Annotated in this window: 21 protein-coding genes and 1 tRNA gene; 2 read left to right on the top strand and 20 right to left on the bottom strand. The window is 35.3% G+C overall.

Annotated features, from left to right (window positions below):
- Positions 1 to 40 precede the first annotated feature (40 nt).
- Positions 41 to 352, top strand: coding sequence for a hypothetical protein (locus FJ213_09950; protein ID MBM4176476.1), 312 nt, complete (start codon positions 41 to 43; stop codon positions 350 to 352).
- Positions 353 to 573: 221 nt separating this feature from the next.
- On the opposite strand, the gene FJ213_09945 is transcribed toward FJ213_09950, so the two are convergent.
- From FJ213_09945 to FJ213_09885, 13 genes are all read right to left on the bottom strand, one after another.
- Entirely contained in the window at positions 574 to 1,266 is a 693-nt protein-coding gene (locus FJ213_09945; GenBank protein MBM4176475.1) for a TonB family protein, read from the bottom strand.
- The gene (locus tag FJ213_09940; GenBank protein MBM4176474.1) at positions 1,263 to 1,667 is read right to left on the bottom strand and encodes a biopolymer transporter ExbD; all 405 of its coding nucleotides are present in this window, start codon (positions 1,665 to 1,667) and stop codon (positions 1,263 to 1,265) included. Before FJ213_09940 ends, FJ213_09945 begins: the two co-directional genes overlap by 4 nt.
- A gap of 3 nt (positions 1,668 to 1,670) precedes the next feature.
- Positions 1,671 to 2,297, bottom strand: coding sequence for a MotA/TolQ/ExbB proton channel family protein (locus tag FJ213_09935; GenBank protein MBM4176473.1), 627 nt, complete (start codon positions 2,295 to 2,297; stop codon positions 1,671 to 1,673).
- Positions 2,298 to 2,307: 10 nt separating this feature from the next.
- A complete protein-coding gene (locus FJ213_09930; protein MBM4176472.1) occupies positions 2,308 to 3,804 on the bottom strand; it encodes a hypothetical protein in 1,497 nt (498 codons plus the stop codon).
- 10 nt (positions 3,805 to 3,814) lie between these two features.
- Entirely contained in the window at positions 3,815 to 4,078 is a 264-nt protein-coding gene (locus FJ213_09925) for an HU family DNA-binding protein (protein ID MBM4176471.1), read from the bottom strand.
- Positions 4,079 to 4,084: 6 nt separating this feature from the next.
- Positions 4,085 to 5,689 carry a hypothetical protein gene (locus tag FJ213_09920; GenBank protein MBM4176470.1) on the bottom strand — a complete coding sequence of 535 codons (1,605 nt, stop codon included), beginning with the start codon at positions 5,687 to 5,689 and terminating at the stop codon, positions 4,085 to 4,087.
- Positions 5,686 to 8,667: a tetratricopeptide repeat protein gene (locus tag FJ213_09915; protein MBM4176469.1), complete on the bottom strand. Its 2,982-nt coding sequence runs from the start codon at positions 8,665 to 8,667 to the stop codon at positions 5,686 to 5,688. Before FJ213_09915 ends, FJ213_09920 begins: the two co-directional genes overlap by 4 nt.
- Complete coding sequence (locus FJ213_09910; GenBank protein ID MBM4176468.1) at positions 8,664 to 10,133, bottom strand: DUF92 domain-containing protein; 1,470 nt, start codon at positions 10,131 to 10,133, stop codon at positions 8,664 to 8,666. The genes FJ213_09915 and FJ213_09910 overlap by 4 nt, the downstream gene beginning before the upstream one ends.
- 115 nt (positions 10,134 to 10,248) lie before the next feature.
- Complete coding sequence (locus FJ213_09905) at positions 10,249 to 11,010, bottom strand: tetratricopeptide repeat protein (GenBank protein ID MBM4176467.1); 762 nt, start codon at positions 11,008 to 11,010, stop codon at positions 10,249 to 10,251.
- A 75-nt stretch (positions 11,011 to 11,085) separates the two neighbouring features.
- Positions 11,086 to 11,170: transfer RNA gene (locus tag FJ213_09900), tRNA-Leu, on the bottom strand.
- Positions 11,171 to 11,407: 237 nt separating this feature from the next.
- A complete protein-coding gene (locus FJ213_09895) occupies positions 11,408 to 11,884 on the bottom strand; it encodes a hypothetical protein (protein MBM4176466.1) in 477 nt (158 codons plus the stop codon).
- Between the two features lie 8 nt (positions 11,885 to 11,892).
- Positions 11,893 to 12,519, bottom strand: coding sequence for a zf-HC2 domain-containing protein (locus FJ213_09890; GenBank protein MBM4176465.1), 627 nt, complete (start codon positions 12,517 to 12,519; stop codon positions 11,893 to 11,895).
- The gene (locus FJ213_09885; GenBank protein ID MBM4176464.1) at positions 12,509 to 13,060 is read right to left on the bottom strand and encodes an RNA polymerase sigma factor; all 552 of its coding nucleotides are present in this window, start codon (positions 13,058 to 13,060) and stop codon (positions 12,509 to 12,511) included. The genes FJ213_09890 and FJ213_09885 overlap by 11 nt, the downstream gene beginning before the upstream one ends.
- A 156-nt stretch (positions 13,061 to 13,216) precedes the next feature.
- Here FJ213_09885 and FJ213_09880 point away from each other — a divergent pair, with 156 nt between their 5' ends.
- Positions 13,217 to 13,720, top strand: a complete 504-nt coding sequence (locus tag FJ213_09880) for a periplasmic heavy metal sensor (GenBank protein ID MBM4176463.1) — start codon at positions 13,217 to 13,219, stop codon at positions 13,718 to 13,720.
- A gap of 145 nt (positions 13,721 to 13,865) precedes the next feature.
- Here FJ213_09880 and FJ213_09875 read toward each other — a convergent pair whose 3' ends face one another.
- From FJ213_09875 to FJ213_09845, 7 genes are all read right to left on the bottom strand, one after another.
- The gene (locus FJ213_09875) at positions 13,866 to 15,455 is read right to left on the bottom strand and encodes a T9SS type A sorting domain-containing protein (GenBank protein ID MBM4176462.1); all 1,590 of its coding nucleotides are present in this window, start codon (positions 15,453 to 15,455) and stop codon (positions 13,866 to 13,868) included.
- 874 nt (positions 15,456 to 16,329) lie between these two features.
- Entirely contained in the window at positions 16,330 to 17,052 is a 723-nt protein-coding gene (locus tag FJ213_09870; protein ID MBM4176461.1) for an SDR family oxidoreductase, read from the bottom strand.
- Positions 17,052 to 17,618 carry a GTP cyclohydrolase I FolE gene (gene folE, locus FJ213_09865; GenBank protein ID MBM4176460.1) on the bottom strand — a complete coding sequence of 189 codons (567 nt, stop codon included), beginning with the start codon at positions 17,616 to 17,618 and terminating at the stop codon, positions 17,052 to 17,054. Before folE ends, FJ213_09870 begins: the two co-directional genes overlap by 1 nt.
- A gap of 1 nt (position 17,619) precedes the next feature.
- Positions 17,620 to 18,030 carry a 6-carboxytetrahydropterin synthase gene (locus FJ213_09860; GenBank protein ID MBM4176459.1) on the bottom strand — a complete coding sequence of 137 codons (411 nt, stop codon included), beginning with the start codon at positions 18,028 to 18,030 and terminating at the stop codon, positions 17,620 to 17,622.
- The gene (locus FJ213_09855; protein MBM4176458.1) at positions 18,027 to 18,614 is read right to left on the bottom strand and encodes a DUF3501 family protein; all 588 of its coding nucleotides are present in this window, start codon (positions 18,612 to 18,614) and stop codon (positions 18,027 to 18,029) included. The genes FJ213_09860 and FJ213_09855 overlap by 4 nt, the downstream gene beginning before the upstream one ends.
- 64 nt (positions 18,615 to 18,678) lie before the next feature.
- On the bottom strand, positions 18,679 to 19,143 hold the full coding sequence (locus tag FJ213_09850; GenBank protein ID MBM4176457.1) for a rubrerythrin: 465 nt from the start codon (positions 19,141 to 19,143) through the stop codon (positions 18,679 to 18,681).
- Between the two features lie 4 nt (positions 19,144 to 19,147).
- Positions 19,148 to 19,447, bottom strand: a 300-nt coding sequence (locus FJ213_09845) for a peroxiredoxin (protein MBM4176456.1), incomplete at its 5' end; no start/stop codon positions are given.

Here is a 19,447-nt window from a genome sequence, read left to right as displayed (position 1 = left end):
TGTGATTTACTTTCTTTCTTCGTAAATTGATTTTGAAAATATGATAACAGCTTTTTTCTTTTATGTACATATAATATTTGCACTCTACGTCTTCACAAAAAGATGGCAGGAGGAAAGTCTCGGTGCCGCATTTCTCGTTCTAATCTTCATTGGAATAATTTTTTCAGTTGGATGGACGTTATCTTATTTTCTGGTTTCATTAGTTTTCGAGCCGCAAGGGTTCGGTAAGTTCTACAACCGGGACACAATCTCACTTACACTTTTAACAATTCTCGAATTCTTCTTTTACAGTTTTTATTTCAAAGGAAGAATTAAGCTGCTGCCCAGCAGTGAAAAATCTACCAACTCTTAGTTTACATTAGCATAAGGACATCTCGAAATCTCAAAACACAAGCTCCAAATGACAAATTCTATGAACCAAATTTCAAACGAATACTTTGATTGCTTTGTTTTGTCCGCCACAGCGGATTGAATTTTGGTTGTTGTAGCTTATTTGAGATTTATTTTTTGTTATTTGGAGTTTTTAGAGGTTCCCTTAATTATCGAGTTTTTACACAGAGTAAAATAAGAGATTTATTCCAGTCGGTAAGGAATTGTAATTACGACATTCTGTTCAAATTGAACTTGATTTGGTCTCAATGGTTCGAATTTCCACGTCTTAAGTGCTGCAATTGCAGCATCTTCAAGCTGTGTATCTGCTTTTATTAATGGAATTGGAGAAACTACAGAACCATCAGGCAAAATTATAAAACGCACTTTGATATCGATTTCTTTTTGGACTCCTTGAGGGAAGGTCGGTTTCTCCCAGCGAAGAATTTTTCGAGTCCCGCGTCCACCCCAATCAAAACTAAATCCAGAAGAACCTAAACCGGCATCGCCGGTTAAGTTTTTAGAACTTGAAGGATCAGTAGTTTCAGATTTTTCTTCTCTGCGGATTTCTTCCTTAGGTTTTTTCTTCTCCTCTTTTTTTTCTTTTTTTACTACAGATTCGTCAAATTCTTGTTTCGTTACTGGAGGTTTTACTTCTTCTTTTATCTTCTCTGGAGTAGTTTCTTCCGGAATTTCTTCAATTGCCTTGTTTGCTTGTTCTGTTTGCATCGAAGCTCCCCTCATTCCGCTGCCGGGACTCCCAAAATCTATCTCAACATACTCAAGCGGCTCATCGAGTGTCCCCAATGAGATAAATGTGAAAAGAAGAAGTAGTACGATATGAAAGACAGAGGAGATTGCGTAGGTATATCTCCTGTCAGAAAAAACTTTTTTCATAGCATTTCTTTTTCGGTCGCAATCGTAAACTTTGTAACACCGACTCCTTTTGAAATATCAATCACTTTGATAATTACATCAATCGGCACTTCTTTATCGGTTCGGATGATCAGATTGTTTTCTTTCTCGGCAGATTTTGCTCTCATAATTTTCTCGCCGAGTATGCCGAGACTTATCTTTTCACTTCCAAAATAAATGTCGTTCGTTTTTGTTATCGTGACATTGAACTGAGTTTCGGTCAAAGATTCTGCAGTTTCTGATTTCGGTAGTTTAACCTGAACTCCAGTAGTTACGACGAATTGAGATGTGAGCAGAAAGAATATCAACAAAAGCATCACAATATCCGTAAGCGATGAAAAATTGAACGCTGTCAATAATTTATTATCAGTTTCGAATTTCATTTACTAATTCTTCCCGGAATCTTTCTCATGCAGAAGATCAATGAAATCAGTGGAAGTGATCTCCATTTCAGAAACTAATTTCGTTACACGCGTAATGAAGAAATTGTAGAAGAGATAAGCAAAAATTCCGACAACTAATCCAAATGCAGTTGTTACAAGAGCTTCCCAAATTCCTCCTGCGAGATCACTTGGACTGGCATTTCCACCGAGAGTTTCGACTTTGATAAATGCTGAGATCATTCCGGTAACCGTTCCCAAAAATCCCAATAGTGGCGCCACTCCAGAGATTGTAGCAAGAATAGATAATCCTTTTTCAAGTTTGTAGACTTCTTGTCTGCCAGCACTTTCGATAGATTCTTTCACTCGTTCTGTTCCGAAATGATATTTTGTAAGACCTTTTCTTACAATATTCGAGATTGGAGAATTGTACTCTGAACAATAATTAATTGCTTCAACAACGTCACCGCGTTTAACATGTTCACGGACTTGAATCATGAAACGAGGGACATTGACAGATGCTTGTCTTAAAACAAAATATCTTTCAATAATAACTGCGAGTGCAACAATTGAGCACAAAAAAATGGGCCACATTAGCAGCCCACCTTTTAAAAATCCTTGAAGTAAATCCATATTCTATAAGTTATCTCCTATCGACAAAAATGTTATCGCTCTTTAATAAAACTCTTAAGCTATGATAATCCTTTGCTGCCGCATCTTCATCTTTGTACTTTCCAACCAAAACTCTATACATGGTACCTTTTCCGGTAATATCAGCTGTTTCAACGAATGTTCGATAACCTTTGTTCCTCAAATTTCTTGCTTCAGAGTTTGCATAAGCTTGATTTGTATATGAACGTACTTGAATGAAATAATTTCCATCGGAATAAGCTTCCGTTGGGAATGACTCGGTTACAACCGGCTTCTCAACTTTAAGTGTAGTTCTTTTAACAGTCCGCTTATAAACTGGTTTCCTTGGTGTCACAATAGGTTTAGTTGCAGGCGGTTTTACTTCGACAACTTCAGGCTTCGTCGGAGTAACTTCCGTAACTATTGGGATATCTTTTTTTGTTACGATTGGTGTGGTTTCTTTTTTCTCTTCTATTAAGATGCCGGCTTTGTCCTTTCCAGATTCTTCCGGTTTTTGGATTGTCTGATATTCTTCAGGCATTAAGATGATTTCTTTTTTAGTGCTTCTGCGGGCTGTATCAATAGCTTTGGTTTTCTGATCTTGAACTAAAACCGGTGGAGATGTACTCCTCTTTCCCCTTTCTACGATACTTACAGAGCTCTTTCCTGAATCCGTTACATCGGTACTCAAAGCCCAATATATTCCAACTCCCACAATTGCGATTAGAATTAAAACCAACGTTATCCATAAAAAAGGAGATGAATTTTCTCTTGGAACATAACCAGATGGTGCTCCACTCGGAGGTGGAGTTGAAGTGCTTCTTTTATAAGTAGATGATGGTGGAGGACCAATCTCATCACCAAGAACGAATTTTGGTTCCCCCTCGTTTAGATTCATATTAGGCATTTCTGCTCCCTTTGATATTGTTTCTTCTTTGATATTTGTCTCAATTGCTTTTTTAGCTGCTTGTTTTTTTTCTTCTTCGGAAATCAACGATTCAAACATTTCATCCGCTAAACTCAAGTCAGATTTTTTTTCTGCCCCAAATTCAAATTTCGCGGGAGAAATTGGCGGAGTAGTCTCAATCGCAGCTTTTTTGTCAAGTTCTTCAAGAAATTTTGCTGCCATTTCGGATGGTTCACTTATTTCAGGTTCATCAACTAAAAGTGGAATTTTTTTCTCTATTTTTCTCTCAATATTTTCTTCAATCACTTTAGTTTCAAGATTTGCGTATTTTTTATTTATATCTTCAGCAAGACTTTTTGCGGGAGAAAATGAAACTTTAGTCTTCGCTGGTATCTCTATCTCTTTGTTCAGAAGTGCATTAAAAGTTGTTCTTGGTTTAGTTTTCTTTGTTGAAAATTTGCCAAAATCAGAAATAGAAACTTTCTCTTCATCATTTAAGGATTTGGATGTTAATTCAAGAAAGTTATCGAGTACCTGTTCGACTTCTGATGGATCGCTCCCTAAATTATTCCCGATAAATTCTACAAAGTGTTTTTTATCCATGATAAACCTCTCACTTTATTAAGTTTTTGGAAGGTTTAAACACCAATACTTCTTTTGGAGGAATTAATATTGTATCTCCGGTTTTTGGATTTACTCCCTTCCTTTGCTTTCGGTTTTTCAACTCAAATTTCCCAAAATTGTGAAAAGTGAATGATTTATTTTTTCGGACTTCAGCTATCAAGCCAGAAAGAATTGCTTCCAAGACTTCCTTGACTCTTTTTTGTGTAAGGCCTGTCCTACTTGAAATTACCGCAACTAAATCATGTTTATTCATAATATTTTATAGATTTGTTGATAAATATAAAAGCAAATCAATTGATTTCAACTGATAGTTTATCCATCGATAATTTCTTCTATTAAAAATATTTGAAGTTTCAAGTCCAGCACGCAAATATTTTGTAATTTCATATTCAACACAGAATCCAAGATCAGCTAAATCACTAATCCTAGAGTTATTTCCAATATCAGAATAACTTACTGAATTATACAAAAATCTTAATCTCAATAAAAGCGAAAAAGCAAATTTATAGACATATTCAATATTTGCCTGAATGCGCGGTGAAAAGGGTTCCGACTTTGAATTGAGATTTAATTTGGAGTCTAAATATCTAACTGAACCAAAGAGGTCTCCAAATCCTCCGAAAGAAAGATTTGCCATTAAAATTGCCTCCATTACTTTCGCATCTAATCGAACTATATCAAAATAACCTGTATTTGTTATTGATGGGACAAACATAATCTTGCCCAAATGACTATACTGCGAAATATTAAATTCAACGTTCATCAAACGTGAAGTATAAAATCGCAATACAAATCCAATTTTGTTTTTTATGCGTTCGTAGTTGTGCCTGTAATGCAAGGTGTCGGTGTAAGGATTTTTTTTCCATAAGGTCGGCGGTGTTAGTTGAACTAGTCGATTTTGGTACAAGACACCAATTGAAAGATTATTTAGAATTCCAACTCCGATAGATGCTGAGGGAGCAAGAAATTGCGAACCGGTTTCGCTTCTCGATTGATAATCGACGTTAACAATGATGTTCATTCGGTTAAAAATCTTTCTCAGCTGCATTTCGGATGAGAGTGCAAGAATCAAATTACTTTCACTTGTGGAAGTCGAAGATTTTAGAAGTGACGGATTAAATCGAGCAGAAAGGATGAAATGTTCGAAACTTGATTTTGCAGAGATGAATGGACTAAAATTGAAATGTGATGAATTATAATCTGATAAATAATGTATGTCAGAGAAACCACCCAAATCCACATTGAACTCTTTCCAGAAAAGATTTTCAAATGAACCATTGATATTAATTAAATTTGAGCTGCGGAATTTGTTGTCAGTTGGAGATACAAATGGCGAAAAGTAGTGTTGATTAAATGATCCGGCAATATTAATCCTTGCAGGCGGTTCACTTTCTTTCCGTATGATGTAAGTTGTGCTTCCTCCCAATAACAAATCATGGTAACCGGAATTTGGCATATAATTCCTAACCTTACTTAATGAGCCATAAGCATTTATTTTAAATCGATTAACTCTCTGCGAGTAGAATGCGTTTGCGAATGGAAGCTGATTAAGGCCCGCACCAAGAGTAAATCTGAAATTATTGAACTCGAGCGAATCCTTTATCTTTGCCTGCAGCTTGGTTGGATCAGTTAATCCTTCAAGCTCCAGACTCTCGACGCCAATTTTTGGCAAAATAAACTGTTCTGATAAAGCAGAGATCACATCAGGAGTTTCTTTCATTTGAGTTGGCATATCGATTTTTGTCGTTCCTGTTATGACAAAATCGGGTAATTCAATCTCCGGTGTTTTTGACACAAGTGTATCAGTTTGAGCAAAAGCAAAAATTGGAATTAAAATATAAAGTAAACTTAGTAATTTTTTCATCTGATTTTATCCGCTCTTTTTTTTGCTTCAATGCCAATCTCACTCGTTGGCTGGAGCTTTTGTACTTCACGATAGAAGTCTTTCGCTTTACTTTTATCTTTTAAAATCTCGTAACTCTCTGAAACTTTAAATAATCCTTTTGCAAGCCATTCAACATGCCCGGCAAAGGCAAATTTCAGCCTCAGGAATTCTGTGATTGCTTCATCATAAAGTTTTTGACTGTATAAAAACTCTCCGATATAATATTGACTTTCCGCTCCGAATTCATCATTGCGTAGATCGACAACTTGTTTAAAGTAATTGCGAGCCTGCTCAATATTGCCTTGGTTCATCGAAATTTTCCCAAGTTCATAAAGAGTACGTGAATAGTATGCATTTGAAGAATAATTAGTTATTATATGCTGAAAGTGAGTCACAGCGAGATCAAATTGTTTTCTATCGACGAAGCTGACTCCCTTCCAATAAACGGCTTCCGGAACCAATGCTGATTTCGAAAAATTAGATATCAAATAATCATACATCTGAATTGCTTTATCGTAATCTTCAACAGAGCGATATACGTTTCCGCATTCAAGCACTGCATCGTCTGCCAATTCGCTTGATGAGAAGTTTCTAAAAATTAGCGTTAAGTTTTGAATCGCATCAGTGTAAGATTTAGATTGTATAAACGCTTTCGCAATTGAGTAATAAGCACTCGGAACTAATCCGCTGCTTGGGAATATTGAAATGAACTCGCGATAGCTCGAAATCGCATCTTGATATCTTCTTTGAGAAAGGAATAAATCTCCTTTCTTTATTAAAAGCCTATCGAGATTTCGAAGCGAAGGATTCAGTGAAACAAAATTTGAAATTGCCGATGCAGCTTCATCAACCTTCCCCTGTGCAACATAGCTATATTGAATTCCATTCATTGCATCGATTACAATATCCGAGGACATATAATTATCAAGCACACGTTGATAACTAGAAATCGCCAGATCATACAAACCTTTATTGAAGTAGGCATCACCTACTGAGTAATACACAATCGGGATCAATGCAGAAGTTGGATACTTCTCCAATACTTTTTCATACTCAAAAATACTATTATCATAAAGTCCCTGTTGAAATCTTATCCAGCCGATAACATATTGTGCTTCATCCGCATATTTTGATGCTGGAAAACGATTTTGAAAAGAAACGAATTCGTCGATTGCACCGTTAATATTTCCGGCTTTGTATAGAGCTTGTGCATATTGATAGGTAGCATAATCAGATCCGCGTCCAAGAGTAGAAGAATTAAAATAATCTCTGTATGCTTCGCTTGCCTTAGAATATTCTTTAGTTGCATAATATGAATCAGCCAAACGCAGTTTAATCTCAGGAGAGTGTTTCGAAGCTGGATATTTTTTTAGGAAATCTACGCCTAGATTCACCACATAAGAATAATTTTTCAGATTGAAGTTGGAATAGACTAAACCATAATGTGCAACGGGGATCAAATCCTTCGATTTACTCTGACGTAAGACCGCTTCATAATTAACTGCTGCATCGCTAAAATTCTTCATTGCAAAGTTACTTTCAGCAAGATAGAGGCGTACTTTATCCACCTCAGTCAAATTTTTTCTTGTCAGAAGATTTCTAAAAATATGCCCTGCTGTTTCGAAATTATTTAAATAGAAGTTAGAAATTCCAAGACCAGTTGATGCGACATTGAAATCAGCCGAACTTTCATCGAGTGAACTGACTGCAGATTCAAAATACATTTTGGCATTTGGAAAATTTCTACGATCGAGAGCCATATTGCCAAGAACTAAACTCGCTTTTGCGCGGACAGACATGTCTCGTGTCACTTCCGAGACACTAAACAAATATGTTTCAGCATCTTTAAATCTTTTTTGCAGATAGTAGATCATTCCGATTTCGAATTTTGCTTTATCAGCTAAACGAAAGATGGGATACTTGCGCAAATATTCTTTGAATTCCTCAATGGCTTGATCATTCTCATTCATATTCCTGCTGAAAAATCCTAACCAATAAGTTGCCCGCTCCGCTAAAGAATCAATACCATCCGTGAGTTTTTTTAAAGTATGATGAGCAGCTTGAAGTTTATTCTCCTGATATAAACTCCAGGCGAGTCCATAAATTGCAGGGCGAGTCATATTAGAATTTGGATATCTTTGAATAGTAGATTCAAATTCTCTACTTGCATCAGCAAATTGATTTGCTCGATAATAACAATTTGCGAGAATGTAAGAAGCTTCGGCAAGGTTGGTTTGCGGAAGAGACTTCACTTGGGGATCGTTGAGTTTAGAAATTGCGCGTTGATATTTTCCAAGTTGATAATATGAATTTGCAACTCGAACCAAAGCCAAAGGAGTTAATCTTGATTCAGGCAATTCAAAAAGCAATCTGTCGAAATAGAGTTCTGATTTTTCAAATTCTCCGCGAGTTTCATATAAGTAAGCGAGTGCAAAAAATGAGTGATCAACATGCTTGTTTGTTGCTCGATTTTTTATTGACTCAAGATAAAAGTGCTCTGAACTTATAAGATCGCCTTCCTGGAAATAACATTCCGCAATCCAATATTCTGCCAAACCATAAAACTCATGTTCTGGAGACTCTTCCAATAATTTTGTTAAATACTGCCTTGCCTTTGGGTATTCGCCTAACTTGAAAAATATCTGGCCAAGACGCAATAATCCTAAATCGTAGTTCCGGTCGAACGGATATTTCCAAACATAGTATTCAAATTCGAGGGATGATTCAAAAAACTGTTCGAGCCGAAATTTGTTTTCTCCTAAATAAAAATAGACTAGAGGAATTTTTTCCACATTCAGTGTCTGATAATCTTTTAGTTGGGAGAATAATAGATAAGATTCTTCATAATTCTTACTATCAAAAAGTTCAATTGCTTTACGAAATTTAAAATCAAAATCACTCGAAAAGCAGCTTGCCGAAAAAACAAATACAAAGAAAATTACGATTTTTGTTTTCATAAGATTGTAAAAAAGATTATTGATATGATCAAAACAGAAGAAAAATTCACCAAATCATTATTCATCATTCCAAATCCACTTTTAAATTCTGCCGCTCTGTTACAATGAGTTTTAAGTTCAACTATTGAATGACAGTTTGTACAGTAATATTTCGCTTGGATTGAAGCTCCTAAAATACTATCGATAACACTTCCCACCGTGCCAAATATTACTAACATTATAAATAGTTCCACAGATAAATTTACAAAAATTAATCCTGAAGAAATAACAACAATAGAACCAAAAACTCCTCCAATTGTTCCCACTAATGATACACCTCCCGACTCACCCCTATTAACAGTTTTCAAATTTGTAATTAGGAAAGTTTTTTCTCCGAGCCATGTTCCGATCTCTGTAGACCAAGTGTCAGTCATGGAAACGGATAGTGAAACTAAATAAACCAAATACCATGAATCATTTGGAAATAAAAAGTTCAAAGTAATTGTAATAAATGCAATTCCTCCATTCGCAAAAACTTGCATCATATCTCGTTCACTTCCCTTTGTTCGTCCCATAGTCACAGAAGATTTTTTAGAACTGCCACTTAATTTCGATAGAATCGAAGAAAAGAGAAAAAAGACAAAAATTGGGAGAGTCCATTTCCATTCACCGAGTCCATAGATAAAAAGTGCTAAAAGAAAAGTCGATAGAGCTCCTTCAATGCTAAGAAATTTAAATCGCAGTGAAATAAATACTATAAGAATACTTAAGACAAATCCTAATGCGAATGAGTCTAAATATTGCGGCTGTATCACACATATGAAAATCGTGAATGAAATCACTATCGGCAAAAAAATATTGTCACTTCCTTTTCGTGAAAGAATTTCTACTACCATAGCCACAGTTGAAACGATTATGTTAAAAATTACAAACTTATCTAAAGACAAATCAAGGAAAGATAATTGATGTTTGAAGATGCTCCAGAAAGCTGCAAACAAAAGAAAAGTCGTAGCAAAAATCGTAAGTGCTCCTTGCAGCGTTTTAGGTTCAGAATTAATTGCCAATGTAATTCTTCTTTTTGAATTCTCTCCAACGATTGCAGCAAAAGCATCACCAATCACAAAAAGTAAATAGCTCAGAGAGATTAGCCATTTATAGTTATCCCAGTAAAAAACTAGGAGTATTGCAAATGAAAAAGAGAAGAAGAATGTACCAAGTGTTCCTCGGCTGGGCGGATCAATTCTCGGCAAAAAATTAAATTTCACTGCAGCGATACTGAATAATGATGCAGCTATAGCAGTAATAAACGGATAATAAAAATTATCAAAAATAAATGGCGAGAGTGATATCAACACACCAGCTAATATATGAAGAGATTTTCTTGCGAATTCTGCAGAGAGAACTTTTCGATGTGCTAACGTTTCTAAACTTACAATTAAAAGGGAGATGAAGATTAAGATTAGTAATAGCTTTAGGATTTCACTCATAATTAATAAATATTTTGCCAAAGATATTTACAAATTTAGAGTGAAGCAATTTAGATTGGAGGATATTTTAGTGTATTGGCTGAGTGAAAATTTCCACTCAGCCATATTAGAAAATTTAATTTTTGGGTAGGTTTTTAATTTCGTAATCGCAGACAGTGCGGTAAGTTGGATCTTTTTTCCCTTCTTCAAATGAAGATTTTGCTTCGCTTAACTTACCGAGATTTTTTAGAGCAAGTCCTTTATAATAGTTAACTCCTCCTTTGGATATTTTCGCTTTACTTTTTAATGCGGCATCGGCTGCAGATAAAGCATCATTATATTTACCTGATTCAACGAATGCTTTTGCAAGTGCAAGATGTGCAGCTCCATTCGAGTCATCGTGCTTTACAGCTTTATCCAAAAAACTGATCGCTTTCTCTTGTTCGCCTCCTCTAATGGCCAGATCACCTAGTTTTGTATAGCTTAGTGATAAATTATCATTCGCTAATTTTTTTAATTGAGCGTTTTTTGTAATTGATAATAATTTTACAAAGTAGTCTGAAGCTTCTTCATAATTACCGCGAGAAAACTCTGCCGAACCAAGTGCGTTGTACACCAAATCAAAATCCGATTTCATTTCGGCACATTTTATTAGTGAATTATAAGATTCATCGAGTTGATTACTTTTCTTATGTGCAATTCCTTTTTGATAATAAATACGATAGTCTTTTTCAATCTGCAAAGCTTGATCGTAACTTTGAATCGCACCGGAAAAATTACCAACTTTCATTTTTTGATTCCCGTCGTTATATAATTTTGCCGCATCAGGTTTCATATCTTGAGCAATTACAGAAGCTGCGACAAAAAGAACAAGTATAATTATTTTTTTGTATTGCATCGAATCTCCTTTTTATTTTTTACATAACGTTAGAGAGGGTAAAAATGTTCTACCCAATATGGAGCAGTCCTCCTTTAGTGCGGAAGGCGGGACTTGAACCCGCACGCCTCTCGGCGCCACCCCCTCAAGATGGTGTGTCTGCCAGTTCCACCACTTCCGCAAAAAACGGTTCAAAAATATTACTTTATGATTAGAAATACAAGGGCGGGAAAAATTAATTCAAAAATGCAAAATGAAAATGTAAAATTCGGGAAAAAATTCAGCTATTGAATTTGCTCCAATTTTTACAACAAAAAAATAATTACTTTCAACACTGGTCTTAGTCTACACCTAAAACTCATTCCCAAGTCTCACTTAATAAGAATGGATTTGGAATTCCATCGTTACTCCAGTGGCATTATTTTCTTTCCCTCAACATCCTGCGGCGATCTTGAACGAGGTTATTCAACTCACGAGCAAATTCACGTTCGAATACTATAAGTTTCGCAATTTTATATTTAGGTAGAATTTCTTCAAGTGACTTAAAGAAATGATATTTGAGCTTATCGGATTCTGTTTCAATTTGCGAAAATTTTTTGATCAATTCTTCAAACTTCTGGTCTGAGAATCCCTTTTCCCCATCTTTCACAATTTTTTGAAGCTCATCTATGACTGTTTCTTTATTTCGCTGAAAGTCACGAATTTGTTTGTGAAACTCATTATAACGCGAAACAAATCTTAACGATGCTTCTTCGTTCAAATTTAGCGCCTCGATCAGCTTAATTTTTTTCAACTGGTCAATCTTATCCCGTTGATGTTCTCGCATTTGCATTCTCTGCTGACTAAAAGATGTTGATGCAGAGAAAGCGATAAGCAGTATGATTAAATATTTCATTTGTACTCCTAAATAATCTCTTTATAATTAAGTGATTTCAAAATTTGATCAAAATCGCTTTCACTCAATCCAATTAAATTGTAGTCCCTTCCAAGATAATTTTCAACACTCGGTATTAATTTCGAATTCATTTGCATAAGCATTTCATATTCACCATTGAGATAATCTGACTGCATTATAGTTTCATCCGATATCTGATCATATAATTTACCGATATTCTCGTAAGAATTATCATTTATCAATTCACTTCCAGAGTTCGGATAAATTAATTGAGATGTTTGAAATTCATTTGAAGGAATATTCCATCCTGTGAAATTAGTGAACAGAAAGAGAGCCGCGAGATAAAATACTAACGCCAGACCAGCAGCAAAACGAAAGATGGGAGCCATTTGTTTCCGGACTTCGAAAAGTTTATTGGAATTGTTCAATCTTAAGTTTTCAAAATAGAAAAAGTGTTTGTTGATTAGTTCCGAGGTCTCTTTTTTGAGCAGTTGAGATAAATTTTCAAACTCCGTAAGCTCTTCAGCACAAAATCTGCAAGTTTCTAAATGCGATTTTAAATTTCTTACTCTCCCTTCAGAGATATTTTTTTCGAAGTAATCAAACAATAATGGTTTAATCTTTTCACACGACATTTTTCAACTCCTTAACCATTTTATTAAATGCATGAAAATAATTTGCTTTCAATGCTCCAACAGAGGTGCCGACAATTTTTGAGATTTCTTCATACGGAAGTTCTTCATAAAACCGAAGTGTGAAAACAACCCGCTGCTTTTCCGGCAATTTATTTATTGCATCCTGAATTTTTGAAGAAAGTTCCTTTTCACCCAACTTGCTTTCTGGCGATGAAGTCTTTTCATCCGCTAAGTAATCTGTAACCGCATCTAAGCTGAAAAAATTTTTTATCTTTTTTCTCTTTAATTCATTTAGCGATAGATTTGTTGTAATCTTATAAAGCCAAGTAAAGATTGATGATTCTTTTCTAAATGTGCTCAAGCTGCTATACATTTTTAATATCACTTCCTGAGTTATATCGTCGGCATCTTCGTGGTTGCCAAGAATTCTGTAAGCTGTCATATATATTTTTCTTTTGTATCTTTCAACCAGTACGCCAAAAGCTTTGGCATCTCCTTCAATAAATTCATCTATTAGTATGAAATCATCTCTATTCTGCATAATCTGGCTGCTTAAATTAGACAATATGGGTCAAATAAGGTTTAATATTTCGAACTCGTCCCTCGACACGGAACGTGTTGGCTGATTAAACTTTTAACGATATATATTGTCAAAATACCAAAATGACAACAACAATTAAATATCAGGAGCTGTGAAATGAAAAAAACATTTGTATTTGTAGTATTAGTGATGTTTTCATTAATACTAATTTTTTCAAGCGACGCATTTGCCCAACGTGGTCAAAGAAAAGGGATGGGGAGAATGTGCGGGATGATTGCGAAAGAACTCGATCTGACAAAGGATCAACAAGCTCAAATAGAAAAACTTCGCTATAGTCATCAAAAAGCAATGATCGATTATCAGGCAGAGATTAAGAAACTATCCGTTGACATGAAGAATCAATGGAAAGCAGAAAAAGTAGAGAAGAAAAATATTGAATCCGCAATGGATAAAATTTCACAAGTCAAATCACAAATGCAAAAAGTGCGGCTTGCACATTGGTTCGACATCTATAATCTCTTAGATGACCAACAAAAAGAAACCTTTAAACAAATGAGACATAGGTTTTCTGAAGGTGTCAGGCAAAGATTTCAACAAAGAAAAGACAATTTCCGTGAGAGAATGGGAAGACCACTTCCTCCCCCACCCCCAAAAGATTAGAGCGACCTCCTAAACACAAGAAGCTTCCAACTTAATTAAGTCGAACTACTAAATTGAAAGATGGAAGCTTTTTCTTTAAGAAAGATTCCATCCCGACTTGTCGGGATGGAATCTTTGATTCTGTAATTAGTGAGCGCCAGAATTTCTACTTTGCCAATATCATTTTCCTCTGGACTGAATAGTTATTTGCACTTATTCTATAAATATAAACTCCGCTTGGATAACCACTCGCATCAAAAACCTTTTCATGACTACCGGCACGATATAATTCATCGGAAATGAGGGAAGCTACTTCTTGTCCCAGCATGTTATATATTTTAAGAGTTACAACTGAAGCTTCAGGTAAATCAAAACTTATCCTTGTAGATGGATTGAATGGATTGGGATAGTTTTGAAGCAGATTAAATTCTTCAGGAACATAAGTACTTGAGTAATTATTTTCATCAGGAGATTTTTGAACAGCTTTTTTCATAGCTATCTGCGAAAACACCCACGCTTTACTGAAGTGGTCAATGGATTTTTCATAATTAAGAAATCCAAGCTCAGCAAGTGCGAGAGACATTTCATCTAACGCTTTTTGCAAATTGAGAATGCATTGTTGATCTCCATTGCAAACCACTTCATTTATAGAATTCTGCGCCAACTTTTCAGCAGCCGTAACCATTGAACTAATTGCTGAAGCAGCATCAACGGCTACAGCTCCGGAATATTTTTTAATTATCTTTACGGATAGCTCTTTTATTGCGACCTTAATCGAATTAAATACTTGATTCCCTTTGAATGTGAGATGATTGCCATCTTCCCACAGTTCAGTTCCTAAACTTTTATCAATATGTTTTATCACCTCAGCTATGGCTTCTCGAATTTTTTTGTCTGAATTGGTGAGATAAGGGCTTAGCAAAATCTTCGTTTCGTGAATTAACTCGTAACTTGTTTTTTCGATAATTGTGTTATTAATAAGTATAAATAATTTTTGGCTGCCATGTATTACACCAAAATCTAATTTATTATCTCCATTAAAATATCCACTGACCATGAGCACTGGTGTTGTGCCCACTGGAAAATCAACCTTGCTTTGAAAAGTTTCATTCCCATTACTGAGTATTACACTTACTGAATTCGAAGAAACATTAGTAACCGCGATATCATCATTATTATCAAGATCGAAATCTCCAACTACCACACCTTGAGGATTAAGCCCAACAGGTAAAACCAAATGATTAGAAAATGTTCCATCTCCATTACCGAACATCACACTAAGGTTATGACTGCCAACATTTCCGACTACAAAATCCCATTTAGAATCCTTATTAAAATCACCTGCAGCAGAAAACGTTGGGAAAGTTCCGACATTATATTCTTGTCCAAATGAAAATGTCCCATCCCCATTGCCCAATAAAACTCTTACCTTATGCTCTGGTTGGATTGTGAGTAAAAGATCCAATTTATTATCCCCGTTAAAATCTTTTGCAATCTGTGCAAGCGGTGAACTTATTCCATAAGTAATAACTTGAGATTGAAAAGTTCCATTACCATTTCCTTTGAAAAAACTCAGTTCATTAGTCCCGTAATTTGCTACTATCAAATCAATGATTGCATCATTATCAAAACGACCAACCGCTATTGTGTAGGGGTCTGCAAACCAAATTGAACCAACATCATATTGAGTATAAGTTGGAAATTCTCCGCTGCCATTATTCAATAGTACTCCGATAAAAGCATAAGCGTGACCCAATACGATATCAACAAATCCATCACTATTAAATCAGCAGTGTATATATTTCCAGGCCAGGAGCCAGCACTATAATTTCCACTCACAGTAAAAGTGCCGTCGCCATTACCATTGTAGATAGCAATTTCTCCAATCCAGTGATTGCTTATTGCAATATCTGCAATATTATCGTTATTGAAATCTGCGGTGGCAATTCCCGTCGGAGCTGAATCTGTAAGATATTCAGCAAAATTAGTAAAAGATACACTCTGGGAAAAAGCCTTAATATAAACAACATTATTAAGAGGAAATTAATTGAATTCTTTTCATTTTAGTTTACCTCGATATTAAGTTATTAAATTTTTGGACAAATACATTGGTCCAGACTGGATTGACACAAATAATTACAGAGAGCTCAATTTCTTTGGAGATATTCACTCTTTTGTATTTTTCCTCATTATTTTCAGTAAAAAAATACGACTATTTGGTTGAGTTATTGTGGATAGAATGATCTCCACAACATATATAGTCCATTAAATTCTGGGGGGAATTCCTGAAATGCGTTTTAACATTCTTGACCGAACCTATTCAGTCAAAATGTTATAGTGTATAAAAAACCAAGCAATAAAATTCAAATTTTTATCGTTGGTAAATAAATTTTTTCCTGAAAAACCAATCTCCCTCTCCGCAAAAGCTATAACTAACCACTGCTGCCATTTGGAGAAAAAGTTGAAAAAAATTTGAAAAAAAGTAGAGAGTGAAAAGATTCCATCCCGACAAGTCGGGTTGGAATCTTTTTTGATCTGTCAGATATTGAATCTTTAAAGCGATTTCCAATTCTCTGCTAAACTAAATCCTTGCTGCTGTCACCGACCGGTCGGTGACAGCAATTAATGTGCTAAATCTTAATATCCCCCGTAATCGGTCTGATTAAAATTTCTTCTGTAACTACATCATCAGGCTGGAGAAAAATCGAGACAATGATGTGTGCCAAATCATCCGGTTTCATCATTAAGTGGGATGATTCTTTTCTCTGCTGCTGACTCCACATTTGTGTTTCGGTTGGACCGGGTAGTACATTCACTATTTTAACACCGGACTCTCTGATCTCTTCCCGAACAACTTTTGAGAATACAACAATTCCTGCCTTTGAGGCGGAATAAGCAGCACTTCCGGTATAGATTTTTTCAGCTGCAATTGAACTGATGTTTATAACTAATCCGGATTTCTTTTTCATCATATCCGGAAGAACAGCTTTCATACAAAATATCGAACCTAATAGATTTGTGTTTACAATATCTTTTATCTCTCTATTTGAAGAGTCAATTGCATCTTTAAACGAAGTGATCCCGGCACAATTTACAAGACAATCAATTTTATCAGACTCGCGAAAAATTTGTTTCGCCACGGCACTAACGTTTGTTTCAGATGCAACATTGCAAGGGAGAGGATGAACTTTCAACTTTTCTTTCGAAAATTGTTTTGCAGTTCGTTCAAGTTCGGTATTTCGCCGTGAAGATATATAAACTTTGCAGTTGATCTTAGCGAAATTCTTTGCGATCGCCTGACCAATTCCGCTTGATCCACCAGTTACCCAAATGACTTTAGATTCAGACTTCATTAATGTAATCCTGCATTTATAAGATTTAAAAATTCAGCACGTGTTCTTTCGTCTTCTTTGAACGAACCATGCATCGCACTTGTCGTCGCAACTGAATTTTGTTTTTCGACTCCGCGCATCATCATACATAAGTGACTTGCTTCAGCTACAACTGCAACTCCATCCGGTTCAAGATATTTGTTTATTGTATCGGCAATTTGCTGCGTTAGCCGCTCCTGCACTTGAAGTCGGCGAGCGAACACTTCAACAATGCGTGGAATTTTGCTCAAACCGATTATTTTTCCATTTGGAATGTATGCGACATGACATTTTCCATAAAATGGAAGTAAGTGATGCTCGCATAAGCTGAAGAAATCAATATTTTTTACAATCACCATTTCGTCGTACTTCACAGTGAATATTGCCTTGGTCATGATATTGTCAATATCCTTGCTGTAACCACTTGTTAAATACTCATAAGCTTTGGCGAACCGTTCTGGAGTTTTTTCGAGTCCTTCTCGTTTTGGGTCTTCCCCGATTTGAATTAATAATTCATTAATAAGTCCGGCAGTTTTTATCTTATCCATTTTATTCTCCCCTATACTCGACTAAATTTCTTTCACTTTCATAAAGTTTGATAGCATGCAATTTTCCATTGGGAATTTTGTTCTCCAATTGTTTCCAGAATGCAATGCACAAATTTTCAACTGTTGGATTTATCCCTTCTAAAAAATCAACTTCAACATTTAAATTTTTGTGATCAACATGATCTATAATATTTTCGTTGAGAATTTTCTTTAAGTACTTTAAGTCTATAACGTAACCAGTTTCTGGATCAGGCTCACCTTCAACTGTAACTTCAAGATTGTAATTATGTCCATGATAATTTGGATTGCTGCAAAGTCCAAAGGTTTCTTTATTCTGTTCATCGGAATAATTTGGATTGAACAAACGATGTGCTGCAGCAAAATGTGTTTTACGTGTCAAATAAACTTTCATTCTTCGCTCAGTAAATCTTCTATTAAAACTTTTTTCATTTCTTCGGTAAATGGTGATTCAGCAGTATAATTTTTGTGATCAATCAGGATCTTTGGATCTGAACCCAATCTAATAAATTTCTCTTTCTGATTTTTACTCAAGCTAAAAGTAAGATATTGCACTGCGCTCACTCTGCCATCAGTCAGCTGCCCTTGGTCAAAAATCGGTTCAACTTTTTCATTATCAAATTCTAAAAAAACGCATTTGTCATTAAGACCGCTCAGTGAATCAAGTATTGGTTTAATATATTGGCGTTCCTGAATTTCGATCAACATTGTTGCACAAAGTTGATTCTTCTCCGGAATCAATTGATTGTAGATGTCAATTTCCTGTTGAATTAATTTTCTATCAACTAATTTTTCAAGCCGCATCATTTCTTGGACTTGAAAAATTACAGTCTCCCGATTTTCGAAAACTAGAGTAATATTATTCCCAATTTGAATTCGTCTATTTTTCTTGATCTTAATAATTTGATTGCGGAATTCAATTCGAACTTTTTCATAATCATAAATATTCTTTAGCTCTGAAAATGAGATTTTCTTCAAAAGCTATTCCTATTTAATTCAATAAAATGATATGAATCAAGAAATTTAACCTGAATACTATTCATTATTCTGTTTTCTCTTTAATTGAATCCAATGCCCGTTGTAATCTTCCGGCGTGTGATTTTTCTGCACGAGCAAGAGTTTCAAACCATTCGGCAATTTCCCAAAACCCCTCATCTCTCGCTATGCGGGCAAATCCTGGATAGAGTTCCGTGTATTCGTATGTTTCACCATCGATTGCAGTATTTAAATTCGTTTCAGTATCGCCGAGATTTTTTCCAGTTAATGGATCTGCAATCGGCTCCATAAATTCAAAGTGCCCGAACGCATGCCCCCCTTCTCCTTCAGCTGTCTCATTAAATATTTCAGCTATTTGTTCAAATCCTTCTTCTTTGGCTCGCTGTGCGAAAAATAAATATCTTCTGTTCGCTTGGCTCTCAAGCGCAAATCCGTCTTTCAAGTTTTGAAAAGTTTTTGAGTTCCGGAGTTTCTGTGAAGATTCATTATTTTTTTTCGATAAATTGTTCATGTTGTTATTTCAAATCTTGCAAAACCGTTGAAATGTGATTTTGAATTTTAACCTTGTAATAAATTTTGTCGATTTTTCCTTTTTCGTCTATTATAAATGTAGTCCGTTCAATACCGAAGTATTTTCTTCCGTACATGCTTTTTTCTTTCCACACACCATACTTTTGCAGGACCGTTTTCTTTTCATCGCTCAATATTGTAAAGGGAAGATCATATTTCTCCTCAAATTTCTTATGAGACTGAACCGAATCAGCGCTGACACCTATTACAACTGCATTTTTTTTCTCGTATTTTTTAATGTTGTC

The organism is Ignavibacteria bacterium (assembly GCA_016873845.1).
Classification (GTDB): Bacteria; Bacteroidota; Ignavibacteria; order Ch128b; family Ch128b; genus JAHJVF01.
The sequence above is the reverse complement of the archived record's forward strand: the minus strand, read 5'-3'. Positions and strand labels throughout refer to the sequence as shown.